This is a genomic window from Robiginitalea aurantiaca (genome assembly GCF_030380815.1).
Taxonomy (GTDB): domain Bacteria; phylum Bacteroidota; class Bacteroidia; order Flavobacteriales; family Flavobacteriaceae; genus Robiginitalea; species Robiginitalea aurantiaca.
Genome location: NZ_JAUDUY010000006.1, coordinates 77605 through 95170 on the forward strand (window position 1 = coordinate 77605; position 17566 = coordinate 95170).

Genomic DNA, 17566 nt, shown 5'->3' on the forward strand with positions numbered 1-17566 from the left:
GAAATTTAAAAAACTAAAGGTAGTAATTTCATCAGACAGATACTGACTTCCAGCTTCCCTTTCTAAAGGCCCGGACAGCCAGCAGCGTAAGCAAAACCTCCGCGAGGGTTATCGCGGCAAATACACCAGCCGGGCCGGCTCCAAATACCTGGGAGGAAAAATAAGCCAGGGGTAATTGAAACATCCAGAAGGCGATAAAATTGATCCGGGTGGGTGTGCGCGTATCCCCTGCCCCGTTGAAAGCCTGGGTAATGACCATCCCAAAGGCGTAAAAGATATAACCGGCCGCCACTATTCTAAGGCATAAAGCCCCATTTTGTACTACGTCGGGAATTCTGCTAAAAAGCGTGAGGATCTCAGGGGCCCAAATCAGATATACCAGGGAGACCAGGGCCATAAACCCTGCATTGTATTTTCCGGTCAGCCAAACAGACCGTTCCGCCCGATCTGGCTTTTGGGCACCGAGGTTCTGACCGACCAGTGTTGCCGCTGCATTACTCATACCCCAAGCAGGCATCAGGCTGAACATGATTACCCGAATGGCAATGGTATATCCCGCGAGTACTTCGCTCCCGAATTCACTCATGAGTCGCATCAGGAACACCCAACTCGAGGTTCCTATCAGAAACTGGGCTATTCCACCAAGGGAAACGCGAATTAAGCGAACGATCACGGGGATATTTAAAATCCAGTCCCTCACCCCTATCCGGATGCGACCCCAGCCGAAAAACAGGACCGCAAATTGAAACAATACAGCTGTGCCCCTGCCGATATTAGTCGCGATAGCCGCACCTTCCACGCCAAATTCGGGAATGGGGCCCCATCCAAAAATAAATATGGGATCCAGGATTATATTCAATCCGTTGGATAGTACCAGGGTCCACATTGCCGCAGAGGCATCCCCCGCACCCCGGAAGATGGCATTGATCAGAAACAACAACATTATGGTGACGTTTCCACCAAGAAGCCATTTGGTATAGCCGTATCCTTCTGCGATCAGGTCTGAAGATCCGCCCATCAGCCGAAGTATTTCCTCAGCATACGCAAACCCGACACTACCAACTATGGCAGAAACCCCGATGCCAAGGATAATGGCCTGTACCGCCGTTTTTTGAGCTCCTGCGACGTCCTTCTCCCCTATTCGCCTTGCTACCATGGCCGTGGCGGCCATACTCAAACCAATGGCAACGGCATAGACTAGGGTAATGACAGATTCTGTGAGCCCTATCGTAGCTACGGCATTTACGCTCACCCGTGAAACATAGGCGATATCGACGATTGCGAAAACCGACTCCATCAACATTTCCAGGATCATGGGCAATGCCAATAGAAAAACGCCGCGTCGGATGCTCCCCGTGGTAAACGAGTTTTCTTTACCGCTTAGGGCGAGAATCGTAAGTTGATAGAATTTTTGAAATCCGGTTTTAAGTGAAGCCATGAAAATAGGAATTAACAGATGAGGGCAATGCCTAAAAGTCTGTGAAACAAGGGATCAGCCGTGCCTGATCCCAGCGCGAAGTCGCTTTAAAAAAATTCCTAATACTTCATAGTGTACCAAAGATGCAAAAAAATTTGGATACTTTGGACAAATACAGATCCGGCCTTTTTGCCGTGGTTATTTGAAGAGCACCTTGTAGCGCCACCAACTCAATCCCCCCAGCAGCATCACTCCGGCGACGGTATAGTAGACAAAAGTTGGCGTGATAACCTGTCCCCCGCTTGCGTAGCTGTGGAGGCCCACCAAATAGAAATTCACGCCAAAATAGGTCATCATAATACTCCCGAAGGCCACGACGCTGAGAAAATTAAACGTCCATGTACCCCTGAGGCCTGGGACTAATCGGGTGTGAATTACAAAGGCATAGACCAGAATGGAGATCAGGGCCCAGGTTTCCTTTGGATCCCAACCCCAATAACGGCCCCAGCTTTCGTTGGCCCATTGTCCACCCAGAAAATTCCCTATCGTAAGCATGATCAACCCAATGGTCAGGGCCAATTCGTTGATGATGGTGAGCTCCTTCAGATTGAGTTTCATCTTTTCCCGATTCCGCTCATTGGTGAGTAATATGAGAATAAGGCAAACCACTCCCAGAATCATCCCAACGGTAAGGGGTCCGTAACTCGCCACAATTACCGCCACGTGTATCATCAGCCAGTAACTGTCTAAAACCGGCTGCAGGTTTGCTATCGATGGATCAACCCAGCTCTGATGGGCGATCCACAACAGGATGGAGGTAACAAATGCCGTCGCTGCGATGGTCATATCACTTTTTCGTCCCAGCCAGAGTCCCATCCCCATTGTTGCCCATGAGACATAGAGAATACTCTCGTATGCATCACTCCACGGAGCATGGCCGGAAATATACCACCTGATGATCAGTCCACCTGTATGCCAGATGAACATTATGATGATGGTTCCCTTTAAAAAATATGTGGCTATATCCCAAATTCTTCGTTCTTTAAAAATTCTGAAAACAAGTACCAGAAACAGGAAGACCCCGACTAGGGCATAATACTTGTACAACCGGTTATAAATGTCCAATCGGTTATTGATCACTTCGGCCTTAACGCGATTATCCGATGGCAGTACTTCACTGCCGTGGTTCACCTGGTTTTGGTGAAAGGCTTCCAGCAAACGGTTTGCCTCAGAATAATCCCCGCTTTTTGCAGCCTTCTGCAGCGACATTACGTAAAACGGGACGGAATTGGTAATAAAATTAGCGTATAGGGAATCGGGAACAGAAAATCGCCCGGCCCTGTATTCCTGAGCGGAAATCCACTTATTATTGTCATCGTTCAGCAAGGGAAAGATTCTCAGGATTTCCCCACTGAGCGCCCTGTTGAGCAGACTGAGCCGAAAGTAGGCATCTTTGAAATCGGTTTGAAACTTATCCGGAGTATTGGTCGAAAAGGCATCCTGGAGAACCGGATCGAGTTTATTGTTCCCAAGGGGATCAAAGAAGTCGAGTAGCTTTACGTACCGCTTATCCTCAGAAACCCCGATGACAGTTCGGATACTATCGTTCTGAGCTTTTTTATCCAGGGCAATAAATTCAGCCAGCGTCCAGAGCCTGGGTTGCATCATCATAGAGAGCAGGACCTGATCTGGGGTTAAACCCAGGAAACTATCCTTAAAACTGAGTTTTCGGAGCAGTTCAGAGGAAAAAGTATTTACGGGTTTCATACGGCCTCCGTCATCCTGTATCACCAGATGTCCGAATTTTTCTGCCTCCTCTGCTGGCACAGCCGTCGCAAGAATCAAGGAATCTACCTGATCCTGGGAAGGTAACACCTCGTGATTGTGGTCGGTCTGCGGACTCGGTCCCTGGGCCCATGCCAGTGGTGCCAGCATTACAAATACCGCTGTCAGTCCCGCTTTTTTGACTTTTACCTTTTCCAACATCTGCGCCAGGTCCCGGAAGCGGGTTTTTCCGAAGAACATAATGGACATTAACCCCAAATACAGCAGGAAATAACCGATATACGTGATCCACGTTCCCCAGAAATCGTGATTTACAGAGAGTACAGTCCCTTTTTCGTCCGGGTCAAAACTCGCCTGGAAAAAGCGATATCCCTGATGATCCAGTACGTGGTTCATAAAAATATCATAGTCAAAAGACCGATCATCAATTACCGTGATTTTACTCATAAATGACGAATAGGCCTTTTCCGTCCCCGGATACTTCTCAGCGATAAAATCATTCAGGGTAATACTGAATGGCAGTTCCCTGATCTTTGACCCGTATGCCGCGCGGAAGGTAAGGCTCCCAAGTGTGAAGGGTTCGCTGTACTGCAGCCTTCCTTTTCCACCGATTAGTGCTTTTTGAGCCGTCTTGCCCTGGGCGGATACTTCAATGATCATCGCATCAGGGTCATTGTCGTTCCGTTCCGCATCCGGAATTCGCACGGCCTGATAACTCCCGCGGACCGGGAATTCAGGCAAGACAAACTGAAGGTTGCCAAGTGTATACAGGGATCGCAATTGCAAGGTTTGCACACTGTCCTTTGTGAGGGTGCCGCTGAACTGGTCCGCCATTCGCATAAAACTCCCTGCGAATGGAGAACGGATTTTAAAACCTTCTTCCGTTTCGAGAATATTGATGGCCCCGTCCGTCATCTTATTATAACTGAAAAGGATATTGTGGATGCTTTCGATGGTGCCCTCCTGGAGGTAATGATCATGGCGTCCGCCGTCTCCGGCTTCTACAATTTTAATATAACGGGATCCGGATTCGTCCGGTACAATCTCCATGCGCGCCCCTTCAATAAATCCGACATAGGAAATTTTAACGGGAATGGTGTCAAAATCCACCTTCCATGGCAGGTTGGATTGAATCGCCTGTTCGGTGACAATCAGGTCGTCCTCAAGGGGAAGGCGCTGCAGTTGGCCATCTTTTTCTCCATCAACCAGGACGGTGAGGTAGGTTTTATCGGAATAGAAAACATTTTCAGTAGCCCCTTCCCGGATTGGCATCATCCCCTCATAGCTGATGTATCTTGTGATGAAGGCCCCTACAATGATCAAAATCCATGAGAGGTGCAACAGGAGTACAGGCCATTTTTCCTTCCGAAGGAGGCGATAACGCTTGATATTCCCTATAAAATTAATCAGGAAAAAAGCCATGATCACCTCAAACCACCAGGCATTGTAAATCCAGATCCGTGCGGTTTCTGTACTATACCAGCTTTCGATAAACGTTCCAAAGGCCATGGCTACGGCCATTACAAGGAACAGAACCGCCATCAGACGGGTAGAAAAAAGTATATTTCCCAGGGATTTAAGCATGTTTTCCGTGTCTATAAGTCCATTAAAATAATGTAAACTCGGGCAAAAATAAAGCAGGAAAGACTGTAGCCCTAATTCCAATTGTTAAAAAGGGTTCTTTTTTTTATGTATAAGGGGATAATATCGAACAGTGGTTCCACGGGATATTGCCCCAAGACACACTTTGAATTCAGGTCTTAACCGCGGATTTTAGATAAAGCTGGGGCCGTGTTTGATTATATCTCTATTTTTACGTCGTGATCCGGGTAGTTCTTATCGGAAGCGGCAATCTCGCTTACCACCTTCATAAAGCCCTTCTAAAAGCTGAAGGTGTCGCCCTGTTGGCCATGTCGTCAAGGCGCGCTGAATCCCTGGTAGATTTTGAGGCAGTTGTTCCCAGATTGCCCTTAGGTGCCCCTCATAAAGAAGCTGACCTTTACATCCTGGCAGTTTCGGACCAGGCCATCGCCTCAGTAGTTGAGCTGTATCAGGGTGAAGACGCGCTATTTGTACATACCTCGGGCGCCATGGGCATCAGTGCATTAGGATCCGTACAGCGCAAAGGAGTATTGTACCCCCTCCAGACTTTTTCCAGGGATCGCGAAATCAGTTTTGAAACTATTCCAATCTGTGTTGAAGTCGCTCTGTACCCGGATACGGCACTATTGACGGATCTTGCACGGGCGCTGAGCAAAGAGGTTTATGAACTATCGGAAGAAGAAAGAAGGTCACTGCATCTGGCGGCTGTCTATGTCAACAACTTTTCCAACCACATGCTCTACCTCGGAGAAATGCTTTGCAAAAGGGCCGGTCTTCCGGAAAAACTCCTGCATCCGCTGATTGGCGAAACTTTTGCAAAAGTAAAGGACCTTTCGGCATATGAAGCGCAAACGGGCCCTGCCCGGCGAAAGGATTTACAAACCCAAAAAGCGCACCTGCAACTCCTCGAAAAGGCTTTTGAAAAAGAGCTCTACACAATGATCTCTGAATCTATACGACGAACTTATGAGTAAGAATTATAAAGAACGCCTCAAGGACGTTACAACTTTTGTTTTTGATGTGGATGGCGTGTTTACGGACAGTACCATCATGATTACGACTGAAGGAGAACTCCTGAGAACAATGAATGTGCGGGATGGCTACGCAGTTAAAACTGCCCTGGAACAGGGATATCGGATTTGCATAATCAGCGGGGGCTCCAATGAGGGGGTAAGAGCCCGGTTGAGAGCCCTGGGCGTCACGGATATCTATCTCGGTTCTGCATTTAAGGAGGAATCCCTCAGGGAATACCTCCTGGATTACGAGATAAGCCCGGATGAAATCCTCTATATGGGTGATGACATTCCCGATATTCCCGCCATGAAGATGTCCGCAATGGTCGCGTGTCCACAGGATGCAGTTCCCGAAGTCAAGCGCATTGCCCACTACATTTCACACGTAGATGGGGGCGCAGGGTGCGTAAGGGATATTATTGAACAGGTGCTCAAGGTCAGAGGACACTGGCAGACCCGGATGGATGCGGCCAACGACTAATGGAACTTATGGAAAAAGTGCCGTTTTCCAGACTGATCCTGGGTTCCGCCTCCCCCCGGAGAAAATCCCTGCTAAAATCCATTGGCTTTGCTTTTGACGTGGTCACAGCGGATATAGAGGAGGTTTTTCCCATGCATCTCGAACGCGAGAAGATAACCGATTACCTCGCCATTCAAAAGGCATGGGCATTGAAGCGGCATTTGGACTCCGATACACTTATCCTTACCGCGGATACCATTGTATGGTTCGACGGGGCGGTTATGGAGAAACCTGGGCATCGGGAAGAAGCCGAAAGGACCTTAAAAGCACTTTCAGGAAACTGGCATGAAGTGATCACTTCTGTTTGTTTTACAACCGAAAAAACACAATTTCTCAAACACGCCATTACCCGTGTTAAATTCGCCCCCTTGACGGATCAGATGATCCAAACCTATATCGGCTCAGGTCAGCCGATGGACAAGGCAGGAGCATACGGAATACAGGAATGGATAGGGCTCGTTGGCGTTGAGCGCATAGACGGTTCCTATACCAACGTAGTGGGGTTGCCTACTCAATTAGTTTACAAAACGTTAAGTACAATGGCCGGGAGCGCTATTTAAAGTATTTTTGCATAAAATACAGCCCGTTTTGAAGACTTTTCTCATTATTCCATTTCTTTTCCTATCTCTAACTTTAGCGCTTTCCGGTTGCGGACAGTCTGCCGAAGGTCATCCGAATATGGCCAAAAATGTGGCTGTGGAACCCCCGGCGCCGCTTCCAAAAACCAGGTCGCTTTCTCAGGAATTCAAAGCGTATTGGTATGCCGGCGTGGCAGAGGTTAGTAGCTATACCCTCCAACAGGCCCGGTACGGGGAAACGCGGAACGGGGAAGCAGTTCTGATCTTCGTCAGTGAACCCTTTGATACCGAAAAACAGGTGAAGGCAAATCAAAAGGGTACGGAAACCACTTCGGTCCTCAAGCTCAACAGGGTTCGGAAGTTTTTGACCGGGGTATACCCTTACTCTATCATGAGTAGCATATTTTATCCCATAACTGTGGAATCCCAGGCCTTGAAAGTCACTACTTCCGTGCAGGAATGGTGTGGACATGTCTATGCCCAGCTGAACAATCGCGATGCTTTTGAGGTGCAGTCGCACAGCTATTTTGAAGCGGAGGCAGATGAGTCGTTCTCATTGGAAAAAAACATCCTGGAAGATGAACTCTGGACAATGCTCCGAATAAATCCTGACCTACTCCCCACGGGTACCCTTCAGGTTGTGCCCTCCTTTGAGTTCCTGCGTTTAAAACACCAGCCTATCAAGTCGTACACTGCGAATGTCGAAGTCTCCGAAGCGGGAGCATACAAAAATCTTACGCTTACGTATCCGGAGCTCAACCGGAGCCTGAACATACAGTTCCGGAAAGAAGCCCCCTTTCGTATAGAGGGGTGGACGGAGACCTACCCGTCTGGCGGGGTTCCGATCACCTCGACGGCCACACTTAAAAAAACGATCCTCAGCCCATACTGGCAAAAGAATTCAAATTCGGATGTAACTTTGCGCGATAGTTTAGGACTTAGCATGCAATGAAAGAAGTACTATCGATTTACCAAACCGAAATTCTTACGACCCTACTGGCCATCGGTGCCCTTACCATCACCCGGTATCTCTCCATCAAAGCCATTAAAAAAGTAGGGCGACTCAGCGATCTGAATGATATTCGCACACGGCTCATCATAAAGTATGTAGCCATTGGACATGGCCTGCTGATGATCAGCGCCCTGTTGCTTATCTGGGGATTGAACTTTCGTGAAGTCGGTCTTGTTTTGTCGTCGGTTTTCGCTGTCATAGGAGTGGCCCTTTTTGCCAGTTGGTCTATCCTGAGCAATATTACTGCAGGGGTTATCCTGTTTTTCTCCCTGCCCTTTAAAATAGGGGATCGCATCCGTATCCTGGACAAGGAACTGGAGGGGAATAATGAATTTCTGATCGAGGATATTCGGGCGTACCACGTGCACCTGAGGAATTCCAATGCGGAATTGGTCACCTATCCGAACAACCTGTTTCTCCAGAAGGCTGTCACGGTTCTCAAACCTGAAGTTGCGGATACTTTTGAAGGGGATTCCCAATAAGGTGTTAAAGAAGTTTTAAAGTACCTGCTCGGCCTGTTTATCTTTCTATCTTTACCCTGCGTCTAATTCACCGATTTATGCGATATATATTGGGCTGGTTGCTCATAGGGACACTACTTTTACCCAACGTTTTTAACGGCCAGGGCTCGACTCCGCCCTCTTCAGTGAAGCTCTATAACGACCTCAGGAAACTCAATTTCCTGGGCTCTGCGCTGTATATTGCCGCCCATCCGGATGACGAAAACACCCGCCTGATCTCTTACCTGTCGAATCATGTCCACGCCAGAACGGCCTATCTTTCCTTAACGCGGGGGGATGGAGGACAAAACCTCATCGGAACGGAATTACGGGAATTGCTGGGCGTGTTAAGAACCCAGGAACTGCTGGCGGCCCGAGGTGTGGATGGTGGGCAGCAATTCTTTACTCGGGCCAATGATTTCGGATATTCAAAACACCCGGATGAAACCCTCAGAATCTGGGATCGGGATGCGGTCCTTTCAGATGTGGTACGGGTAATCCGGACTTTTAGACCGGATGTTATCGTAAATCGCTTCGACCACCGAACCCCCGGAAGCACCCACGGACACCATACGTCTTCTGCCATTTTGAGTACTGAGGCCTTTGAGCTGGCCGGAAATCGCGGGGCATACCCGGAACAACTCAATGGTTTGGAACCCTGGAGTCCGGATCGTTTGTTTTACAATGCCTCCTGGTGGTCTTACGGGAGTAGAGAAAATTTTGAAAAAGCCGACAAATCGCGACTCGTCCCCATAGATGTTGGGGTGTACTATCCCGAGAGAGGCCTTTCCAATAATGAAATTGCCGCTACGGCCAGTAGCCAGCACCGATGCCAGGGCTTTGGACGACCCAATGTACGGGGGTCCGAAATGGAATATGTTGAATTACTTAAAGGGAGCATGCCCGGTAATGGGGACCTTTTCGACGGTATCGATACGAGTTGGGGACGTTTAGCGGGTGGAGAAGCCATTGGGGCCATTCTGGATCCCATGGAGACCTCTTTTAATTTTGAGAACCCGTCTTCGCACCTTCCTCAGCTCCTCGAAGCGTATAAAATTCTGGGATCCCTCGCTGATTCGCAATGGAAGCGCATTAAACAGCAGGAGTTGCTCGAGTTAATCGTAAATGTTTCCGGGCTCTACATCGAAGCCTCTTCCAGGGAGTATTCGGCAAATCCGGGTGAAACGGCCGCAGTACGTCTTGAGTTTGTCAACAGGTCCGAATGGCCTGTGGAGGTCCAAAGTTTTAATTTGGACGCCGGAACCAAGGGTGACAGCCTGATCAAATTACCGTACAACCAGCGCATTTTTGTCGAAGCTGCCATTGCAGTTCCCGTAGATCATGAAGGTACCGATCCGTACTGGTTGCGCGAAGCCGGAACCCAGGGGTTATACAGTGTAAAGGACCCGAACCTTATCGGGAAACCCAGAACCCCTCCTGCCTTTTTTTTGCGAGCCAACCTGAATATTAATGGTACCCCTTTGACGTATGTCACGCCAGTAATCCACCGGTACTCCGAATCCGACAAAGGCGAATTAGTCAGGGCCTTTGAAGTATTGCCTAAGGTAACAGCGAGTTTTGAAGAGCAGGTAAGCATGTTTACCACTGCGCACTCACGCCCCGTAAAAATGGTGGTAAAATCCCATACGCAAAACGCAAAAGGCACTGTTTCACTTAAAGTACCTCAGGGTTGGCAGGCAGAGCCGGAATCCTATTCATTTGAGCTGGACGGAAAAGGCGATGAAAAGGTATTTCAATTTACCTTACTACCGCCGCCAGGGGATTCCCAAGGCTTTGTAAATCCTGAAATTAAGGTAGATGGCCTTGTTTACAACAAAGAACTTATTTCAATTGTCTATGAGCACATCCCGGCCCAGACGGTATTGCTGCCAGCCAGCGTAAAAGTGGTCAGACTCAATGTAGAAAAGGCCGGACAGCATATCGGTTATGTCATGGGAGCGGGAGATCAGGTACCGGAAAATTTGGAAGCCATTGGTTATACGATCCATCCCCTGGGCTTGGATGCACTGAGTAAAGAGACCTTAAAAAAGATGGATGCTGTCGTTTTAGGCATCCGGGCTTATAACGTGCTCGATGAGCTTCCCTTTAAAAACGACATTTTATTGAACTATGTCAAAGAGGGAGGCACGCTAATCGTTCAATACAATACCAGTGGAAGAGGTCCCCGTGATTTTAGCAACCTCGCTCCTTTTCCCCTGAGACTGTCCCGGGATCGGGTTTCCGATGAAACGGCGAAGGTAGAAATTCTTGAACCAGAACATCCGATTTTGAATTTCCCGAACCGGATAGATGAACGTGATTTTGAGGGATGGGTACAGGAAAGAGGGCTTTATTTTCCGGATACCTGGGATGATTCCTACACTGCCCTGCTATCCATGAACGATCCAGGTGAGACGCCAAAGCAAGGCGGTCTTCTGGTTGCCCCCTACGGATCCGGGTATTATATCTATACAGGCCTGAGCTTCTTCCGTGAACTGCCCGCCGGGGTGCCTGGCGCATTCAAACTATTGTCCAATATGCTCTCCATAGGGAAAGCTCCAATACCAATACAAGATGGAGTTAAAGGATGAAATGAAGGAAAAAATGGTATGGAAGCGCATCTATACCGTAGTGCTTGTTCTTAATGCGCTATATATCCTTGCTTTTTATCTTATAATGACCTCGAACGCATAGTATGGCAACAATTGATTGGATCATCCTTGCGGGAACACTTTTTTTTATTGTCTTTTTCGGGGTATGGAAGACACGGGGAAACAAAGATGTTAATGAGTATGTGCTAGGTGGCAACCGGGCAAAATGGTGGACAGTTGGCCTTTCGGTCATGGCCACACAAGCCAGTGCCATAACCTTCCTTTCCACCCCGGGACAAGCATTCCACGATGGAATGGGTTTTGTGCAATTCTATTTCGGCCTCCCATTGGCCATGATTATCATTTGCATTGTTTTTATACCCATTTACCATCATCTGAAGGTTTATACCGCCTATGAATTCCTGGAAAGGCGCTTTGACCTGAAAACCCGTACCCTGGCAGCCATCCTCTTTCTTATACAGCGTGGACTTGCAGCCGGTATAACCATATTCGCTCCATCCATAATTCTCTCAGCAGTACTTGGATGGGATTTAAAAACGCTGAACATCATCATTGGAATCCTAGTGATTATCTATACGGTTTCCGGAGGGACCAAGGCAGTAAACGTGACCCAGAAACAGCAGATGTTCATTATTATGCTCGGCATGTTTATGGCGTTCTTCTTTATCCTTGGATACCTTCCAACCGATATTGATTTTAACAAAGCCTTAAAAATTGCCGGTGCCAGTGATAAATTGAATATTCTGAATTTCGACTTTGATACAAATAGCCGGTATACATTCTGGAGCGGGATTACAGGAGGGATGTTCCTGATGCTCTCCTATTTTGGAACAGACCAGAGCCAGGTACAGCGTTATTTATCGGGTAAATCCGTTCGAGAGAGTCAGCTTGGTCTGATCTTCAATGGCCTGCTTAAGATCCCTATGCAGTTTTTTATCCTGCTGGTTGGGGTGATGGTTTTTGTCTTTTACCAATACAACCCTTCCCCTCTGAATTTCAACCCTGCTGCCACTGCCGCAGTAATGGAATCGGAGTACGCGACAGAATATGAAGAATTGGAAATGGCTCATGGTGAATTGGAAGCGGAAAAGAAAATAGCCCAGGATGCCTTTTCGAAAGCCCTCGATCTCAAGGAGTTTAATTCGACGGTTGTTGCGAAAGAAAACATCCTGAATATCAATCAGAAAGAACGCCTAAACCGGGAAGCTGCAAAAGCCCTTATCAGTCAGGCAGACGACAGTGTGGAGACCAATGATAAAGATTACGTCTTTATTCATTTTATCCTTAACTACCTCCCCAGGGGGCTCATTGGGTTGCTTTTGGCCGTTATCCTTTCTGCCGCCATGTCTTCTACGGCTTCTGAGTTAAATGCGCTGGGGACGATCTCAGCCCTTGACCTGTACAAAAGAAATAAGAAGACCGAAAGGGAGCCCAAACACTATGTAAACGCGTCCAGGCTTTTCACTTTGCTTTGGGGGATTTTAGCGATTATCCTGGCCTGCCTTGCCAGTCTTGCCGAAAATCTGATTCAACTGGTCAACATCATCGGTTCCATTTTCTATGGAAATGTACTGGGGATTTTTCTCCTGGCCTTTTTCTTTAAGGGAGTCCGGGGCAACGCTGTCTTTATTGCGGCCATACTTACCCAGATAATGGTGATCGTGGGCTTTAGCTATGACTGGATGTCCTTTTTGTGGCTCAACGCCTTTGGCTGTGCACTGGTTATTTTACTTGCCCTCTTGCTTGAAGGCTTTGACAGGCTGTTGAAAACCCCACCGATACGGATATAAAAAAAGCCCGATCGCAAAACGGTCGGGCTTTCAAATTTTGAAAAGCGGTTTACATCGCCCCCCACTCTTTGAGAGAGTCCTTATTCATTTTTACATAATCGGCATTTCCAGCCTTCTCAGCGGCTGCCAGAGAATTCTTTGCCGCCTTGATAGCTCCTGCCTTATCGCCCATTTTCGCGTAGATCAGGGATTGCTGGCGCATCATCCAGAATGCATCCGGATTCATTGCGACGGCCTTGTCGATATATTCTTTGGCTTTATCCATCTCCATTCCTTCCTGGAAGTAATATGAAGCGGCGCCATAGTAATCATTGCCAGAAGGACCGGCCATGGCCGCTTCTATACTTTTCATCGCCTTGGCTTTGGTAGGTACTTCAAATGGGACTCCGACATAGGTGTTCTCCCACCAGATACCCAGTGTTCCGCCATTGTTGTTCAGGTTGTCCAGGGTAATTGTAAATGTTTCGGCCGTTGGAGAGGCTTTCATCGAAGGAACAGTTACACTGGCCGCTACCTTGGAAGCATCCCAATCGGCAGGTGTACCCCAGTTGTTGGTGTCCATATAGAACATAACTTCCCACTTGTCGGCCATAGGCTTGGTAAAGACAGCATAAGTACCCGCCTTAAGCGTTTTTCCGCCAACCGTGACATCATCGCTGAAACTCACTGTAGTGTTGGCATTCGCTCCCGTTCTCCATAGTTTATCGAAGGGAACAAGGTTTCCAAAAACAGTCCGTCCTCTCATCGATGGACGTGAATAGGTAACCGTGACATCCGTAAGTCCGACCATCTGTTCCACTTTGGCGCCGGGACTTGGAGCGGGCGTTTGCATTTGCGAAAGCCCGATAAATCCTGTACACAAGGCCAGGATCAATAAAGTAATTCTTTTCATTTTAACTGGAATTTTAAGTTGGATCAAAACTACTCAGAATGACAGGCATGTTTTGTTAAATAAATCTTAAATACACAGTCTAATACGATCAGTCCCAAAACCTTCCGATGGACACGTTCAGTAAGAATTGCAGGACAACGAAGAATGTTCAAAAGATGCTTTATTTCAAACTTAGGTAGAGCTTATCGCTCGCCGGCCTTTGCCTGGTGTAAGGGCATAAGTGATTTGAAAGGGATGTGATACAGTCCTGAAGGGAGGGATATGATTTTGCGGTCAAATGCTTCAGAGCTGATAAATAAATCCCCGTTCGGGCTTATTGCCAGGCCTTCGGCCTGGGCAAACCCTATGGGAACAGGGGGTTCAGTCAGCGTAAGCGCTTCTACTCCCATCACTAAAGCCTCCTCTGTCTTTACAACGATTCCTTTTTCCTTTACAAATCCTACGGTCAATGCGTGTTTTTTGGTATTGACGGGAAAACCTGCAGCAGGGGATTCGGCCGGAACCTGAAGGATAAAAGGTTGTAATTCGCCTGTATACCCCAGCAGATACCACAAATCCTTATTGGGGTCCAGGGCCGCGTCGGTAACCAGCCCCCTCACATTAAACGAGGCGCCTTTTTGGGCTATATGCCTTCCAGGGGATTTGGGAAGGCTGTAAACCGTGGTGCCCTTCTTTTGCCATTGCTTGGTGAATACCCAAAGGGAATCAGGTCCGGCGATAAGGGCTTCGGCATCCCAGTCGCTATTTCCTTTCCCGCTAAAATTTACCTGGTCTTCATAGGAAAAAGAAATAACCTCAGCCTCTACGATATCCTTTTTCAAATACTCCGTTTTGGGAACCCTCAGGATGCGCAGATCGTTTCGTTTCCCCAGATTATTACCAAAATCCCCGATATAGATGTGTGTGGCGTCTGCCGAAAGCGCTTCCCAATCGGTATTAACTGCATTGCTAATGGTCACCTCCCGCACGACCTCAAGAGAGGTGGTATCCATTTCGTAGAGGATTGGAGCATTTCCCGAATCGTTTAGGGTTACCCAACGATTATTCAGCAGCAATAAACCTGAGCTCTCGTGAACTATTTCCGAAAGGGCACCCTTCCATTTGGCATGAAGCTGACCCGTGAGATTGAATGGCAAGGCCATAATACCTAAAAGAAGCAAGGTGAAGCAATATTTTCGCATTGTCGAAAGGTACGATTTCTGACCAAAAAGGAGGCCTGCAATGCATGTTGCTCAAGTTTTACATCCCGCGTAAAATGTAGTTGTTTTTATATTTTGTTTAACTCATTATCAATGTACATTGAACAGAATGATTGTATCTTTGTTTTACTTTTATGAAACTATATCGACTACACGCCACGCAGACGCTGCCTATTTCTCCTGAAGACGCCTGGAATTTCCTGTCCAATCCGGAAAACCTTCAGAAAATAACTCCGGCACACATGGGGTTCCAGATCCTCAGCGGGGCGGACCGGCCCATGTATCCGGGACAACTCATTCAATACAAAGTCTCCCCTATCCCTGGCATCCGCACACGCTGGGTAAGTGAGATCACCCATGTAGAACCCGGATCCTATTTTGTGGACGAACAGCGCTTTGGTCCTTACAGCCTGTGGCACCACAAACATTTTATCAAAAAGATGGACCAAGGGGTGCTGATGGAGGATATCGTCGATTATAAATTGCCCTTGGGTATCCTGGGCAGCCTGGCTCACCCGATTTTTGTCCGCAAACAACTCGTCGGGATTTTCAGACATCGGGAAAAGGCTTTGACAGACCTGTTCGGGTCCGTCCCGGGGCACCCCACAACTTTTGATATTCAGACTTTATAAATTGCTATGAAAAAGACAATATTTATCGTTGGTGGCTCCTCAGGAATCGGCCAGGAGCTTGTAAGCATCCTCAAAAAGGATTGTAACATCATTATGGCCTCACGGAATCCGGAAAGTTCGACAGAGGGTGGAGTTACCTCATTTACTCTTGATGTAACCGGAGACGAATGGGATTTATCCGCCCTGCCAGAGACGCTGGATGGCTTTGTCTATTGCCCGGGTAGCATCAACCTAAAACCTTTTAGAATGTTGAATCCGGAAACTTTTGAAAAAGACCTTGAGATAAATTTTTTGGGATTGGTACGGATCCTTAAAGAAATCATGCCCAGGTTCAATCCGGGAGCCAGTCTGGTTTTCTTCAGCACCGTGGCCGTAGGCAGCGGCATGCCCTTCCACACCAGTGTGGCGGCGGCTAAGGGAGCCATCGAAGGTTTTGCAAGGGCGCTTGCTGCGGAGTATGCCCCTCAATTACGGGTCAACGTAATTGCCCCTTCTCTGGTCGATACGCCTTTGGCGAAACGGCTTTTGAACAATGAGAAAAAGCAGGAGAAAATGGCAGAACGCCATCCGATGAATCGGGTGGGAACTCCGGGCGATATTGCCCGTATGGCTGCTTTCCTCCTCAAAGAGGATAGCAGTTGGATGACCGGTCAGGTCCTTGGTGTTGACGGAGGAATTTCTACCCTTAATATTGGCTGATTGAAAAAAAAGGTTTCCATATTCTGGTTTCGCAGGGATTTGAGGCTCGATGATAATGCAGGCTTGTTTAAGGCTTTGGCCTCGAACCACCCGGTCCTCCCAATATTTATCTTCGACCGGGAAATCCTGAAAGAGCTGCCGGAGGATGATGCCCGGCTCACCTTTATCCATCAGCAGGTTCAAAACCTCAATAAGACCTTGCAGAAGGATTACAACAGCGGAATTGCCATGTACAGTGGCACCCCTCTGGACGTTTTTAAAGAACTTACCTCCCACTGGGATGTCACGGAGGTTTATACAAACCGGGACTACGAGCCCTATGCCCGCCAACGCGATACTGCAATAGAAGAATACCTTCTCTCGGAAGACATTTCCTTTAAAACCTCAAAGGATCATGTGATTTTTGAAAAAAACGAAATTACTAAAGACGATGGGAATCCGTATGTGGTTTATACTCCTTATAAGAACAAATGGAAGGAGATCTACAAAACTTCAGATGTCCCATTATCATTGCCTTCAGAAACGCGTTTGAACAACCTCCTTCAATTCGGTGATTTTCCGGCACTGACTCTGGGTGAATTGGGATTCAGGGCCTCGGATATCTCCGTCCCCGACTACAATTTGGAATCCGAATTGGTTCGGAATTACGAAAAGACCCGGAACTATCCTGCTGCAGACGGAACTTCTCATTTAGGGCCTCATCTGAGATTTGGCACGATATCAGTGCGCAGGGCACTTAAAAAAGCCATGGAATCCGAAAATGAAACCTTTTGGAATGAACTGATTTGGCGGGAGTTTTTTATGCAAATCCTATGGCATTTCCCTCACACGACTACTGCTGCTTTCAAAAAACAGTACGACCGCATTGCCTGGCGCAACCGGGAAGATGAATTTGAAAAGTGGAAAAAGGGAGAAACCGGTTTCGCACTGGTAGATGCCGGGATGCGTCAACTTAACAAAACGGGGTATATGCACAACCGAGTTCGCATGCTCGTAGCCAGTTTTTTGTGTAAACACCTGCTGATTGACTGGAGGTGGGGCGAAGCGTATTTTGCGGAAAAATTGCTGGATTATGAATGCTCAAGTAATGTCGGGAACTGGCAGTGGGCGGCGGGAAGCGGGGTAGACGCTGCTCCGTATTTCAGGATTTTCAACCCGATGACTCAGGTGGATAAATTCGATAAAGACCACTCCTACATCAAAACCTGGATTCCCGAATTCGGCTCCCCGGATTATGTGGAAAAAATGGTGGATCACAAACAGGCCCGGGAACGTTGCCTCCAGACCTACAAAGAGGCGCTCAATTAATCTCTGC

The 17566-nt window shown here is 47.8% G+C and carries 14 protein-coding genes; 10 read left to right on the top strand and 4 right to left on the bottom strand.

Going from position 1 to position 17566, the window contains the following annotated elements; all coding sequences use genetic code 11:
- Positions 1-31: 31 nt before the first annotated feature.
- A complete protein-coding gene (locus QU605_RS11910; RefSeq protein ID WP_289725545.1) occupies positions 32-1438 on the bottom strand; it encodes an MATE family efflux transporter in 1407 nt (468 codons plus the stop codon).
- Between the two features lie 177 nt (positions 1439-1615).
- On the bottom strand, positions 1616-4786 hold the full coding sequence (locus QU605_RS11915; RefSeq protein WP_289725546.1) for a cytochrome c biogenesis protein CcsA: 3171 nt from the start codon (positions 4784-4786) through the stop codon (positions 1616-1618).
- A gap of 236 nt (positions 4787-5022) precedes the next feature.
- Between QU605_RS11915 and QU605_RS11920 the strand changes: the two genes are divergently transcribed.
- From QU605_RS11920 to QU605_RS11950, 7 genes are all read left to right on the top strand, one after another.
- Positions 5023-5778, top strand: a complete 756-nt coding sequence (locus QU605_RS11920; protein WP_289725547.1) for a Rossmann-like and DUF2520 domain-containing protein — start codon at positions 5023-5025, stop codon at positions 5776-5778.
- On the top strand, positions 5771-6298 hold the full coding sequence (locus tag QU605_RS11925; protein ID WP_289725548.1) for a KdsC family phosphatase: 528 nt from the start codon (positions 5771-5773) through the stop codon (positions 6296-6298). The genes QU605_RS11920 and QU605_RS11925 overlap by 8 nt, the downstream gene beginning before the upstream one ends.
- 8 nt (positions 6299-6306) lie before the next feature.
- Positions 6307-6897: a Maf family nucleotide pyrophosphatase gene (locus QU605_RS11930; RefSeq protein WP_289725549.1), complete on the top strand. Its 591-nt coding sequence runs from the start codon at positions 6307-6309 to the stop codon at positions 6895-6897.
- 28 nt (positions 6898-6925) lie between these two features.
- Positions 6926-7867 (top strand): septum formation inhibitor Maf, encoded by a 942-nt coding sequence (locus tag QU605_RS11935; RefSeq protein ID WP_289725550.1) that lies wholly within the window; start codon positions 6926-6928, stop codon positions 7865-7867.
- On the top strand, positions 7864-8409 hold the full coding sequence (locus QU605_RS11940) for a mechanosensitive ion channel domain-containing protein (protein WP_289725551.1): 546 nt from the start codon (positions 7864-7866) through the stop codon (positions 8407-8409). Before QU605_RS11935 ends, QU605_RS11940 begins: the two co-directional genes overlap by 4 nt.
- A gap of 77 nt (positions 8410-8486) precedes the next feature.
- The gene (locus QU605_RS11945) at positions 8487-11018 is read left to right on the top strand and encodes a PIG-L family deacetylase (protein WP_289725552.1); all 2532 of its coding nucleotides are present in this window, start codon (positions 8487-8489) and stop codon (positions 11016-11018) included.
- A gap of 104 nt (positions 11019-11122) precedes the next feature.
- Positions 11123-12829 (top strand): sodium:solute symporter family protein, encoded by a 1707-nt coding sequence (locus tag QU605_RS11950; protein ID WP_289725553.1) that lies wholly within the window; start codon positions 11123-11125, stop codon positions 12827-12829.
- Positions 12830-12878: 49 nt separating this feature from the next.
- Here QU605_RS11950 and QU605_RS11955 read toward each other — a convergent pair whose 3' ends face one another.
- Both QU605_RS11955 and QU605_RS11960 read right to left on the bottom strand, forming a co-directional pair.
- The gene (locus QU605_RS11955) at positions 12879-13721 is read right to left on the bottom strand and encodes a DUF2911 domain-containing protein (protein ID WP_289725554.1); all 843 of its coding nucleotides are present in this window, start codon (positions 13719-13721) and stop codon (positions 12879-12881) included.
- 182 nt (positions 13722-13903) lie between these two features.
- Positions 13904-14902: a hypothetical protein gene (locus QU605_RS11960; protein WP_289725555.1), complete on the bottom strand. Its 999-nt coding sequence runs from the start codon at positions 14900-14902 to the stop codon at positions 13904-13906.
- Positions 14903-15054: 152 nt separating this feature from the next.
- Here QU605_RS11960 and QU605_RS11965 point away from each other — a divergent pair, with 152 nt between their 5' ends.
- The 3 genes from QU605_RS11965 to QU605_RS11975 are packed head-to-tail and all read left to right on the top strand — an operon-like array spanning position 15055 to position 17559.
- A complete protein-coding gene (locus QU605_RS11965) occupies positions 15055-15552 on the top strand; it encodes an SRPBCC family protein (protein WP_289725556.1) in 498 nt (165 codons plus the stop codon).
- A 6-nt stretch (positions 15553-15558) separates the two neighbouring features.
- Positions 15559-16251 (top strand): SDR family NAD(P)-dependent oxidoreductase, encoded by a 693-nt coding sequence (locus QU605_RS11970; RefSeq protein WP_289725557.1) that lies wholly within the window; start codon positions 15559-15561, stop codon positions 16249-16251.
- Complete coding sequence (locus QU605_RS11975) at positions 16252-17559, top strand: cryptochrome/photolyase family protein (RefSeq protein WP_289725558.1); 1308 nt, start codon at positions 16252-16254, stop codon at positions 17557-17559. It begins immediately after the preceding gene.
- Positions 17560-17566 lie beyond the last annotated feature (7 nt).